The sequence below is a fragment of the Evansella sp. AB-P1 genome, from assembly GCF_029688925.1.
Classification (GTDB): domain Bacteria; phylum Bacillota; class Bacilli; order Bacillales; family Salisediminibacteriaceae; genus Evansella.
The window spans coordinates 175,812-188,784 of record NZ_JARUKY010000008.1; the positions used below are offsets into that span (position 1 = coordinate 175,812).

At 36.0% G+C, this 12,973-nt stretch carries 11 protein-coding genes and 1 pseudogene; all 12 read right to left on the reverse strand.

Annotation, left to right across the window (positions count from 1 at the left end; translation table 11 throughout):
• Positions 1 to 199 precede the first annotated feature (199 nt).
• Positions 200 to 1,000: an alpha/beta hydrolase gene (locus QA612_RS10325; protein ID WP_278283737.1), complete on the reverse strand. Its 801-nt coding sequence runs from the start codon at positions 998 to 1,000 to the stop codon at positions 200 to 202.
• Positions 1,001 to 1,314: 314 nt separating this feature from the next.
• Positions 1,315 to 2,856: a flotillin family protein gene (locus QA612_RS10330; protein WP_278283738.1), complete on the reverse strand. Its 1,542-nt coding sequence runs from the start codon at positions 2,854 to 2,856 to the stop codon at positions 1,315 to 1,317.
• A 35-nt stretch (positions 2,857 to 2,891) separates the two neighbouring features.
• Positions 2,892 to 3,425, reverse strand: coding sequence for an NfeD family protein (locus QA612_RS10335; protein WP_278283739.1), 534 nt, complete (start codon positions 3,423 to 3,425; stop codon positions 2,892 to 2,894).
• Positions 3,425 to 3,964, reverse strand: coding sequence for a PspA/IM30 family protein (locus tag QA612_RS10340; RefSeq protein ID WP_278283740.1), 540 nt, complete (start codon positions 3,962 to 3,964; stop codon positions 3,425 to 3,427). Before QA612_RS10340 ends, QA612_RS10335 begins: the two co-directional genes overlap by 1 nt.
• 175 nt (positions 3,965 to 4,139) lie before the next feature.
• Complete coding sequence (locus QA612_RS10345; RefSeq protein ID WP_278283741.1) at positions 4,140 to 5,735, reverse strand: aspartate:alanine exchanger family transporter; 1,596 nt, start codon at positions 5,733 to 5,735, stop codon at positions 4,140 to 4,142.
• Positions 5,736 to 6,060: 325 nt separating this feature from the next.
• Positions 6,061 to 6,933, reverse strand: a complete 873-nt coding sequence (locus QA612_RS10350; RefSeq protein WP_278283742.1) for a fumarylacetoacetate hydrolase family protein — start codon at positions 6,931 to 6,933, stop codon at positions 6,061 to 6,063.
• A gap of 48 nt (positions 6,934 to 6,981) precedes the next feature.
• On the reverse strand, positions 6,982 to 8,166 hold the full coding sequence (locus tag QA612_RS10355; protein ID WP_278283743.1) for an amidase: 1,185 nt from the start codon (positions 8,164 to 8,166) through the stop codon (positions 6,982 to 6,984).
• Between the two features lie 41 nt (positions 8,167 to 8,207).
• The gene (locus QA612_RS10360) at positions 8,208 to 9,473 is read right to left on the reverse strand and encodes a pyridoxal-phosphate-dependent aminotransferase family protein (RefSeq protein ID WP_278283744.1); all 1,266 of its coding nucleotides are present in this window, start codon (positions 9,471 to 9,473) and stop codon (positions 8,208 to 8,210) included.
• Between the two features lie 17 nt (positions 9,474 to 9,490).
• Positions 9,491 to 10,732, reverse strand: a complete 1,242-nt coding sequence (locus QA612_RS10365) for a Zn-dependent hydrolase (protein ID WP_278283745.1) — start codon at positions 10,730 to 10,732, stop codon at positions 9,491 to 9,493.
• Between the two features lie 311 nt (positions 10,733 to 11,043).
• Positions 11,044 to 11,535 (reverse strand): annotated as a pseudogene (locus QA612_RS10370) (ABC transporter ATP-binding protein); the annotation flags it as partial.
• Between the two features lie 67 nt (positions 11,536 to 11,602).
• Entirely contained in the window at positions 11,603 to 11,965 is a 363-nt protein-coding gene (gene uraH / locus QA612_RS10375; protein ID WP_278283746.1) for a hydroxyisourate hydrolase, read from the reverse strand.
• An 11-nt stretch (positions 11,966 to 11,976) separates the two neighbouring features.
• A complete protein-coding gene (gene pucL, locus QA612_RS10380; RefSeq protein WP_278283747.1) occupies positions 11,977 to 12,960 on the reverse strand; it encodes a factor-independent urate hydroxylase in 984 nt (327 codons plus the stop codon).
• Positions 12,961 to 12,973: the final 13 nt, after the last annotated feature.

The window sequence follows — 12,973 nt, forward strand, 5'->3', positions numbered from 1 at the left end:
CTTTTATGGATTAGTATTAAAAATAGAAACGGTTCAGGAGTGAAGGGTGCCAGCGACGAGCATTCACTTCACGGTTGTTTCATCTGACGAAAATTACACAAAAAATCACTAGAAGAGGAAGAAACAGGAACATGTGAAAGCTTTCTCCTGTAACGATTAACCTCCCATTTGAAAGATATTTTCATATTGCAAAGAATCCTTATACAAAATTATTAAATTTCAACCAAGTTGTACACGGGTTTGTCCAGGTAGATACATGCTCTTCCCCATCAGCTAGTCCTAAGCCGTGGCGCCCCTTTGCAAAAACATGTAAATCAAATAATACCTTATTTTTATTAAGCTCTTGAGCAAACAACAAACTGTTTCCTACTGGGACTGATGCGTCATCTGATGTATGCCACAAAAAGGTAGGTGGTGTTTCTACTGTTACCCTTTCATCATTACATACTTTTTTTAATAGTTCCTCGTCAGGGGTAGACCCAATTAAGTTATCCTTTGATCCACTATGTAAAAATGGTTCTCTCATTGTTATCACTGGATAGCACAGGATTAATAACTCAGGACGTGAAGATAGTTTATCAATTGGATCTTTAGAGTTTTTATCCCCTGTGTCAAAGGTAGTTCCTGCTGTAGCAACAACATGACCTCCAGCAGAAAAGCCTAAAGCTCCTAGTTTATTTGGATTTATACCATATTCATTTGATCGATAGCGTACCATGCGAATGGCTCGCTGTATATCTAATAATGCACAGGGATATTGATATGGAGCAACACGATAGCGCAGTACAAAAGCTGAAATGCCAATGGAATTTAGCCATTTAGCCACTGGTTCTCCTTCATGGTGTGCCCGTCTTGCATATCCTCCACCAGGGCATATAATGATTGCAGAGTTATTTTTTCCCTCTACTAAATACGGAGTTATTGCTGGGCTATCTTCTGGTGTCGTACCTTTCGCTAATGGTGCGCCATCTGGCCATAAAAGTATTTCCACATGTAACATCCTTTCGTATTTTCAGAGTATTTTAACATTAGTATACTACATCTTTATACTAGAGACGTTTGTTTTTAAAATGCTGAAGAAGCTTGGTTGCGAGATGATTGCGCCACCTTTTCTACCGCAAATGTTGCGTTGCAGGAAGATAGAAGCGCAAACGAAAACAAAAAATGAAATAACGAAAAGGCATGAAGAATTTGAATTCTTCATGCCTTAATACGTTCCTAATATTTAAACTCCGTAACATTTTTTAAATGATCAGTGAAGCCTCTCTTAGCAACGTACAAAAATAATTCGTTACCCTATGAGATATACTTTTTTTATTTTTCCGAAGGTTTATCTTCAGGAAGATTTGTATCCGTTAATTCTTGTTTTATTTGTTCAATATTTAATTTTTCATTTCCTTTTCCAGCAAAGTTTTCAATTAAGTCTTTTACATCAATCCCCGAGGAAGCCTTTAAAGATTCCTGTAATGTTGACATTAAGTTTGTGGCATAGCCAGTAACCTTATTAGCCCCACCATTTTCACCACTTGAGCCGGTGTCTACAACTGTAATACTATCGATATTAGATAATGGTGAAGCCACTTCTTTTGCATAAGTAGGTAGCATTTGTAAAATCATATCAAGAATAGCCGCTTGACCATACTTCTCGTAAGCTTCTGCAATTTTCTCTTTCGCTTCCGCTTCCGCAAGACCTTTCAAACGGATAACTTCTGCTTCTGATTCCCCTTTTGCTCGAGCTGCATCCGCTGCTGCAATACCGTCTATACGTACTTTCTCAGCTTCTGCTTTTGCCATTGCTTCAATGTTATAACTTTTCGCATCCGCTTCAGCCATATGTCTTCTTTTTTCCGCTTCAGCAGACTGTTCCACTGCATATCGATCTGCATCCGCTTTTTTCTTCACTTCAGAATCATATTGCTTTTCACGACGTAAAATCTCTTTTTCTTCTAATTCAATTTGCTTTTGTCGTTCAATAATTTGAATTTGCATTTGCTGTTCTGTTACTTCTTGCTTAGAACGAGCTTCTTGTAGATGATATGCTTGGTCAGCAAGTGCTTTTGCTTCATCTTGATCTCTACGGAACTCTGCAATCTTTAATTGATTTGCTCGTTCTGATTCAGCAATTTCTGTAGCGCGTTCTAATTCTGAACGTTTTGCATCCTTATCTGCTTCAGCACGTTTAATACGAGTTTCCTTATCAGCTTCAGCAGTTGCTATATCAGCATCTCTTTTCACTTGAGCAATACGTGGTTTACCTAAAGAATCTAAATAACCATTTTTATCACGAACATCCTTAATTGTAAAAGAAACAATAAGAAGACCCATTTTCGCTAAGTCTTGAGAAGCTACACGTTGAACCTCTTGGGAAAACTTTTCTCGATTTTTATAAATTTCTTCCACTGTCATCGTACCTAAAATAGAACGTAAATGACCTTCTAAAACTTCTTTCGCTTCATTTTCACGATCATCCTTTGTTTTTCCTAAAAATTGTTCTGCTGCTGTAGCAATTTCTCCGATGGATCCACCGATTTTGATAATTGCAGTTCCATCTGCCATAACTGGTACACCTTGCTCTGTATAAACTTCTGGTGTTGATACATCAATTTTACTAGAAAGTAAGCTTAGTTTTTCTGATTGCTGGAATACAGGTAAAACAAACGTACCCCCACCACGAACAATCTTAATACGGTTACCTGACTCATCTGTATTTACATTTCTACCACCTAAATAACTCCCTGTAACAATGAGTGCTTCATCTGGTCCTGCTGTTCGATACTTTGTAACAAATACGCCGATAAGTGCAAGAATTAATACTGCTACAATACCAATAATAATTAATAAAAATTCTCCTGGCATGATTTACCTCCTCTGGTTTTAACCAAATAATTTTTTTAATCTAATTTTACATATGGTGTCACATGTAAAACACTTTCTTTTACGTCTACTACTAGTACTTGTTCACCATAAGGAATGGCTTGAACCTCAAAGCTAACAGCAGAACGGGCAATATTTCCTCCTGTTCCTTCAATCATAACTTCTCCAAAACCATCCTCTGGAATTGAAAGAATGACTTTTCCTACTCTTCCTTTTAAATCCTCGTCTGAATAGGCTAAAGTTGCTTCTGCTTTTGATAAAGGTATCAGAATGAAAATGTTTAATAATGTTACAAGAAGAAAAGCACTGAATAATGAGACAACTAAGACTATGAGACTATGTACCTCTGTAAAACTTTCAATTACATAGGCCATTGAATTGAAAAAAGTTAAAAAAGACAAAATGAGTGTAGGATTGATCGGACCTTCGGAAAGAGCTTCAAAAATGCCCTCAATGAAATCACTTAATAATATATAAACTAATGTTAAAACGCCACTTACAATAAATCCGAATAAATAAATTGTTTCCAAAGAATATCCAAAAAGTTCCATTATTTATCCCGCCCATTTTTTTTCTTTATAATTTCTTTTAACCTCTCAAGCTCCAAATTATCCTCATTGTCCAATGAGTGTAGTTCTTTCTTATTACTTAAAGCAATAGGTCCAGTTTTATGTTTTATAGCATTAAGCTTAAATTCAAGATCTTGGTATTCTAGTTTCATTTGTTTTAGAGTGGATTTTAACTCTCTTAGCTTACTTTCTGTTTTTTCATGAACAACTTCAAGAAACTCTATTTCCTTTTTCACCTTAGCCTTATCTTCAATATATCGGAGAGCTAATTCTTCATTTCCGATCTCTACAGCGTTTAGTGCTTGTTCTTCCCGTTTTTGTAGCTTGAGCTTCACTTCATTCAACTGCTTTAATAGACGTTTTTCTTCAGCGATCATTTTCGAGGTAGCGATTTCCGTCTCTGATACTTCATTCCACACATTTTTCACATAATTCTCAAGTATTACTTCTGGGTCTTCTGCATTATCGACTAATTTAGAGAAGCCCCTAGTTCTTGCGAGACGTCTAAAAAACTGAATCATTCACCACCCCTCCTAGTTCGCTACACAAATAATACAGTATCTGTAAATCGTAACATAAGTAAGACCTACAAATCACTACATTAGAAAAAGATTATACATTTTTACATGAAGTATTTTGAGCACTACTATATTTACCGAACGAGAGTAGGAAAGGTTTCATTTTTTTATAGATATTCTACAGTATTAACGCCAACAATTGAGCTGAGATTGCAACAAAAATCAATGCGAATGGATACGCGGCAGCATATGCGATTGCTGGATCCTCTGAATCAATTAGGTTGTTACAAGCACCTAAACCTGGTGTACTTGTCATCCCACCACATAGTGCTCCTAACGAATGGATAATGCTTAACTTAAATATTTTTTTTGCTAATAAAAAGCCAAGGAATATTGGAATTATTGTAATTAAAGCACCGCCAATGATCAATCCGATTCCCTCTATTAAAACAACTTCTACTAATCCACTTCCTGCAGTTGTTCCTGCCCCTGCTAAAAACAGGACTAATCCTAGGTCCCGAATTACCCGGTTCGATGGTTGATAATATCTTGCTTGGATCGGTCCAACTTTACCAAAATGGCCGATTAATATAGCAATAAATAGAGGACCACCAGCTAACCCTAATGTCATACTTCCTAATCCAGGAATATATATAGGAAGCATTCCTACTAATATCCCTATAAGTAGTATTAAGCTAAGAGATAAAATATGTACATGGGTTTCTGTTAATTGCTTAGATCCAAATAATTTTTCTACCTCTTTTAATCGTCTTTCACTTCCTACAACTGTAAGGACATCACCCCGTTCAAACCTCCAAGTAGCGCTTTGATTAAATTCAAATCCACCTCTTTCCATGCTTGTAACGTTCACACCGTAATTTGCCCTTAACTTAATCTCACGTAAATTCTTACCAATTAAATCTTGGGAATCAACAACAATTCGCTTTAAGCTTAAATTATCCTTATATTCGACCTTCTGTAATACTTCTGTTCCAACCTCATCCTTTAATCGTTTAAGGTCATCTGGATAGCCCACTGCTATTAACTCATCACCCATTAATAATACAGTGTCATTCCTTCCTAAAAAGCTTCTGTCTCCCCGAACAACCTTACTAATAACAACTGAATTATTTCGATCGAGCTTTAACTCTTTTATAGTCTTTTTATCCATCGCTTCATTTTCAATTCGAATCATCATTGATTGAGGAGAACCTTTATGTCGTACTGGACCAACTGTTCTTTTCAAATCTTTTTCTAAATCTACTTTTAAAATACGTGGCAAAAGTTGTACAAATATGACAACTGCAATAACCCCAAATGGATATGCTATTCCGTATCCCACTGATGCAATCGGGTCATTTGTTGCATCGAGGGCTGCAGCTAAACCCGGTGTACTTGTAAGTGCACCAGTCATTAATCCAATACTTAATGGAGCAGACAGATTAAATAGCTTTGATACAATAATTGTCGTAACGGATGCAATAGCAACAACCATAAATCCAATTATCCCAAAAATAATACCACTACTTTTCATCATTCTAAAAAACCTTGGACCAGCTTGTAGCCCTACTGCTACAATGAATAAACTTAAACCTAAATTTTGAACTACTGGTGAAATTTCATATCCAAAATGTCCAAAAAACATTGCTACTAATAAAACACCTGATGCTCCTAAATTTAACCCTTTTATTGATAACTGTCCCACAATGGAACCTAATAATAAAATAATAAAAATAAGAAACAACGTATCATCCAATAAAGAAACTATAGCCATTTATCACTCTACCTCCAAAGCATTTAACCATCATTATATAGCAACAACCGATTATATAAGAAAAATCGGCAATGGGATCGCCGAAGTTCCAAAAGGTTAACGATTTTAAATTTATGTTTAGCCATTCTAAAAATTTATATATAAAGTAAAAATAACATATTTAATAAAAAAATCATAAATCTAAAATACCATTGATCACATATTAACCTAAAAAATAGCTTTATTAAGGGAGATTGATTAACATTTTTGTGAACGAACCTACATTTTTTTATAGTAGTTTTTCTTCTTTAACTTTAGAAGGAAGATTAGAGGGGCTACGAATCCATTATATATGCTTCTTTACGTGGTTTATTAAAGGATAAAATCCATCAATGGTACACATTACTTCATCACCTTCATGTATGTCTACTGGTCCAGGTGTACCAGTTAGAATAATATCTCCTGGATATAAAGTTGAAATGCTTGAAAAAAAAGCTACAATTTTTGCAGGTGAATAAATCATATTATGGATGCTATTCTCATACACTACCTTTCCATTTAAAACTGTTGAAACATTTAGCTTTTCTATTTGTTCTAGTTCATCCACCGTAATAAGAGTAGATCCAATACTTACAAATGTATCAAAACTTTTTGCTCTTGCTAAAAAACGTGGATTCCTTTCATGAATGTCTGCTGCTGTCATATCCAAAGCAGTAGTGTAACCAGCAACCACGTCCTTATAATCTTCCTTTGATATGTGTTTACATTTCTTACCGATAATAATTGCAAGCTCACCTTCAGCCGTTGTTCTATCTGATTCACTCGGAATTACTATTGTTTCATTTGACCCAATGATGCTTGTAGTAGGCTTCAGAAAACAAACAGGCTCCCAATCAGTTTCTAATTCATCTTTCTCAGCCTGACCCTTAGCATAATTAAATCCAATCCCCCATACCTTCCCTGGATTATGTAGAAGAGGCGCATTATGATTATTTTCTAACTCACTTTGGAACGATTGTTTCTTTCTTAACATTTTATAGCCATCTTGATTAAACCATTGGACAATTTCATCTAATTGACCTTTTTGCAAAATGCCTAAAAGTGTGTTTTCCCATTTCCTATTCGACACTTTATTTACATCTGTCATTAAGGTATATCCTTTTTCTGTTTGAATTGCTGTAACTATTTCCCCAGAATTTTTTATAGATATTAATTTCACCAAAACCTCTCCTTCCTGTGTTATAACTACCAATTATTAATGATTTAGCTAGTTTATTCGTTGTTTTAGATGCTTGTTTACCCATTGTAGAAGTCTTAAATCTTCATGAGGTCCAGCAATAATGGAAAGCCCGATTGGAACCCCATTTATCTCCGTTACTGGAATCGTTATTTGTGGTAATCCTGCCATTCCAGCAATACCGGAAAGCTGCATCGTTTGTGATCTTCTTTTTTCAATTGCATCTCCAGATTGTTGACATAGAGGGGCTACTCCTGGAACGGTTGGAATTACTAATAATCCATCATCTGCTAAAAGTTCAGTCATTCTTTTTTGGATATCTCCTCTTAATTCTTTGTATGGTTTACTATCCAATTCTTTTAATGTACTTGCCCATTGAAATCTATCATTTATGTCAGGACCAAAAGTTGGCTTTACTTTCTTTATCCATTCTCCGTGGTTTTTCCATATTTCAATTCCTTGTAACGTTCTAAAGGCTGTGCTCCATGTAAGTAGGCCTTCTTTCGCTATTTTATAGTGAAAGATTTGGTTTCCAAAGCTTTCAATCCAAGAAACAAATGGAGATAAAGCTTCATTACTTTCTTTATCCGCTAATGAGAACGTATCTTCACCAATAATAATTCGCTTAAACTTTAAGCCAGTCTCATTTAGCTCTTTTTCAATAAGAGTTGATGCAACTTTGAGTAAAACATTCGTTTCTCTACTTAAAACTCCAACCGTATCAAAGCTTTGTGCTAAAGGAACGACCCCTTCTAAAGGAATTAATCCATGGGTAGGGCGGTATCCGTAAATCCCACAGTATGCTGCTGGAATTCGAACAGATCCCCCAGTATCAGTTCCTAATGCAAAATCAACAATCTCTGCTGAAACGGCTACAGCAGAACCGCTTGATGACCCTCCTGGAATACGTTTACTATCTTTTGGATTCACAGGTGTACCGTAATGATAGTTTTCACCGTTTAAACTGTACATTAATTCATCCGTTATTGTTGTGCCAACTAACTTTGCCCCCTTGTTTAAAAGACGTGCAACAGCAGGGGCATATTCTTCTGCAGGATCATGGGTTCGAAGCCAGTCTGGGTTTCCTGCAGTACATGTGTGATTTTTAATATCAAATATGTCTTTAACGGCAAAGGTTAAGCCATCTAACCTCCCACTACTAGTAGGTTTCACGTTTAAGTCCTTATTTACAAAAGCGTGATAGTCCATTTTCATGAATAACCCTCCTAAACCAATAGTAATAACCTTCCATCCTTTTAACTAACGGTACTTTCTGTCTCTGTTCTTTCCCATTGCTTATACATATCTAAAGCTGCTTGAACACCAGCACCAATGTTTAATTTTACTTGATGATGGATGAGAACAGCTTCAAAGGATGCCAAAGTTAATAAGATGTTCCTTTTTTGACAGCTATATCCCATCGTACCAATTCTCCATATTTTCCCATGCAATGGACCGAATGAGCTTGCTATTTCTATCCCAAATTCCCCCAAAAGCATGGATCGTACAGAATCACCATTCACTCCCTGTGGAATGGAAACACACGTAACAGTAGGAAGCTTACAGCTGTTATCACCAAATAATGATAAACCCATGGCTTCAATACCTGCTACTAATGCCCTTTCATTCTGACGGTGACGACGAAACCTTTCTTCTAGACCTTCCTCCACAATAACACTTAGACCTTCATATAACCCATATAGCATGGAAGTAGCCTCTGTATGATGGTTAAGACGTTCTGGACTCCAATAATCCTGCAGCTGACTTAAATCAAAATAATTACTTCTAATTCTTCTATTTACGTTATTAGATAAAAGGTGATCCTTCGTTGCAATACCTCTTTCAATAGACTTTCGTTGTAAAACGATTCTTTCTATTCGTTCGTTATACGTAATAGGTGCCATACCTGAAGGAACGGAAATACACTTTTGTGTTCCAGTAATAAGGGCGTCAACCATCCAATCATCTGGTTTCACTTCTGTACCTGCTACAGTAGCTACTGCATCAACAATAAACAAAGCATCTGCTTCCCTACATGCAAACCCAATTTCTTTTAATGGCTGCATACGACCAGTAGATGTGTCACCGTGAACTATTGCTACTATCTTTGGCTTCACTTTTTTTATTTCTTTTATTACTGATTCTGGGTCAAATACACAACCCCAATCACAATTCATTAAATGGACATTTGCACCACATCGTTCTGCAATTTCTGTTAGTAAATAACCGAATCGCCCAAAGGAAGGAACTAGAACAGTATCTCCTTCTTCAATGACACTACATAACACAGCTTCAATACCAGCTCTTGAGGTACCATCTATTGGGTATGCCCAATGATTCTTCGTTTGTAAAACTTTTCGTAATAGCTCCATAGTTTCATTCATTATGGATGTAAAACTAGGATCGAATTGTCCTAAAATAGAAGAAGACATTGCTCGTAAAACTCTTGGATCTACTTCAACTGGACCAGGTGTCATTATCGTTCGTGCTGGAACATGTAATGGTTCATATATCGATTTCATTCTCAACTTCCCCCAATCTATTTTGCTAATCGAAGAAGCGACTGAAATAAGACTTGAGTGCCAGTAGCGCAATCTTCTTTTTCTGACCATTCATTTGGATGATGACTAATTCCATCCTTGGATCGAATAAAAATCATTCCCATCTCAGTCACTTTTGACATAATTAAGGAATCATGACCTGCACCACAAGGGAGTTTCATCGTTTTAATGTTTAGTTCTTTGCACACATCCTCTAATACCGCTATCATACTTTCGGAGCAGGAGGTTGGATCCACGTCCTTTTTCTTTACAATTTGAAACTGTATCTTTCTTTTTTTGCAAGTAATTTCAATTTTTCCATACACTTCGTTAACCATTTGTGTACGTATTTGCTTATCTACGTGACGTAAATCAACAGAGAAAGTTCCTTTCCCTGGAATAATATTTACTCCTCCAGGCTCTATTTTTAACTTACCAACTGTACCTACCCCTTCATAATGCTTTGCTATTTTCTCAATCTCTAGTAAAATTTCCGCCATACATAAGGATGCATCTCTCCGCATGTCCATCGGTGTTGCACCTGCATGATCCGCGCTGCCAATTAAAGTCACCTCCAGCCAAATAGGACCTTGTATATCTGTAACGATTCCAACTGCTAAGTTATTTTCTTCTAATACCTTCCCTTGTTCAATGTGCATTTCAATATAAGCTTTCATTTCGTTGCCATTTCTAACTGCATCTTTATAATTTGTTGGATTTAAGTTTGCTTGTAAAAAAGCTTCCTGATATGACAGTCCTTTATCATCCTTTAATGTAAAATAATCTTCCGTTAATTCTCCTGTCATTCCTTTACTTCCTATATATCCAGTACCAAATCTTGATCCTTCCTCATCAGTAAAGGAGACCACATCAATTGGATGGGTTAACTTAATACCTGACTCCTTTATGGTTCGAACTGCTTCGATTGCCCCTAACACACCTAAAGAACCATCAAAAATACCACCTTGGAAAACGGTATCAATGTGGGAACCTACAATTACTGCTGGAGCATTTTCATTTGTACCTGCTAAGCTACCTATTATATTTCCAATCGGATCTACATGAACGTGAAGATCCGATTCTTTCATTAAGTTTATAAGATACTCTCTCGCCTCCAGATCCTCTAAACTTAGAGAAAGTCGCGTAATTCCTTCTTTTTTATTAGGACTAGCACCAATTTTAGCCAATTCCATTAATGTATTCCACAATCTCTTTTGATTGATCCTGTATGTTACAATCATAAAATCATCCTCCTATAATTATCCACTTTCCTTCTCTCACGCTTTCCTATCACTTCGTATAGTTGGTCTCATTGTAATTACCAATGAGGCAACAGTCTTTATTCAACTTAAATAAATTTTAAACTCTTTATTGTTTAATTTAACTATGCCAATGAGATATTTAATTTGTCTATTGCTAGATGTCTTCGTTAAAAGTGAGTTTCTAAACCCTATAGTTTGAGAATAAACATGGAATCAGGAGACATGAAAGATGAATGTTAATATAAATGAGGTCAACCAGTGGTTGACCTCATTTATTTTTGTTTCATTGGTGTCACAAATAATATAGTCGTATTCTCCTTTTCCCATATTTGTAAGAGCTTCATTTGAAGTGCTTGTCTCGTGATTTCATCCAGGGCAGCAAATGGTTCATCCATAAATAATAGCTTAGGCTTTGCTGCTAGTGCTCTTGCAATAGAAACTCGCATTTTCATCCCACCAGATAGTTGGCGTGGGTATGATTTTAAATAATCTTTCAGACCAACCATATCTATTACTCGAAGTTCTTCATCTTTACGTTTACGCTTATTTATCCCTCTCAATTCCAAAGGAAGCATAACATTATCAAGGACTGTCCTCCATGGCAATAAATTCGTATCTTGAAACACGAATGCCATATCATTTGTTTTTTCAATAATATCCTTAGGTTCCTGACCAAATACGGTTATTGTTCCATTTGTCGTTTCCCCTAGTCCAGCTGCCATTCTCAAGGCAGTAGATTTTCCACATCCCGAGTGGCCTAAGAAACTAATAAATTCACCTTCTTAACATTTTGAAACGACACCACATCTGTTTGAGGAGTAAGCATTATCATCTTCCCCTTTCCTAATTTTAACTTCCACGATATGTGCTATAGCCACCTGGAGCAATTAGCAAAGGAACATGATAATGTTCCTTTCTATTTCCTATTCCAAAACGAATAGGGACAATGTGAAGAAAGGGGTATTCATCTACCTTCTTCCCTTCACCTTTATAATAGTCTGCAACGCGAAAGACAAGCTCATAAATACCTACTTCAAACTCTTCTCCTTCTAATAATGGTTTATCCACTCTCCCATCAACGTTCGTTCTACATTCTTTTATTTTTATAAAATTTTCATCTGTTTGATTGTATTTCCAAAGCTCAATAACCATTTGACCTGCAGGCTTTCCTTTACTTGTATCTAGTACATGTGTCGTTAGTTTTCCGATCATATTTCGACTCCTCAATCCTCATCAATTTTCAATATGTCATCTTGTGTCATGGAAAAACCTTGGAACCCATAAGGTGGTCGGGGATCTGTAAATACCTTTCCTTCAGGAGACGAAGAAACCTCGTCTAACACCGTATCCCATGTTCGATTATTGGATTCAAATGATACCTCAACTAATTGAGGGAATCTTTTTAAAATCCGTGCCCCAATATCATAAATGAGCTTTTGAATAGAAGGTGAGTCCTTTTCATGAAAAACAGCTTGGGCAATATGGACAACTTGTTCTGCACATACATAATTAGAAGGATTTTCTCCGTTTCCATCCTGATTATTTTCATAGCGCCAACGTATATCTAAATAGATGAATAGTGGACGATCAAATGATTCTGGTAAGGTAGTAAATTCATCCTTTATATATCCATAAAAAGAACTTCCCTTCACTTTAATTAACCTCAATCCTTCTACACCACTAACTTGATCAATAATTTCATAATCATCACCTTCTGTACGAAATACCTCCAAGGATGTGGAAGGATGTTCTAGTAATCCTTGTCTAAATACTGTATCACTTGGAGCAAATCCATTACCGTATGAAACATCCACTTCTTCAAATGAAAACTGTTTTCCTGAAATCACAATTCCGTCAATATGCTTATACTTTCTTATAAAGCTTTCACTTACATAATGTAAAAAACCTTCCATTGTTGAACCATCATATTCTCCAGCATGGTATAATATAAAATTCTTCATAGAGTCCGTTGCTATAACAAGAGAATTATCTCCTTTTGAGAAGGAAGATAAAAATGCATCCCCCTTCAATGCAACCTTTATGTCCATTCCAAAAATCGTATTAGACCGTCCTTTGAAATTTGATTCTGGAATTTCTTTTATTCCTGCTAGTGGTTTTGCATATGTTCGATAAACAAAAACATCACCTTTTCCATAATACATTTTTCGTCTAATTTCTGTTTTGTTCTTTAAAACGTTAGATTTCATAATTACATCCCTC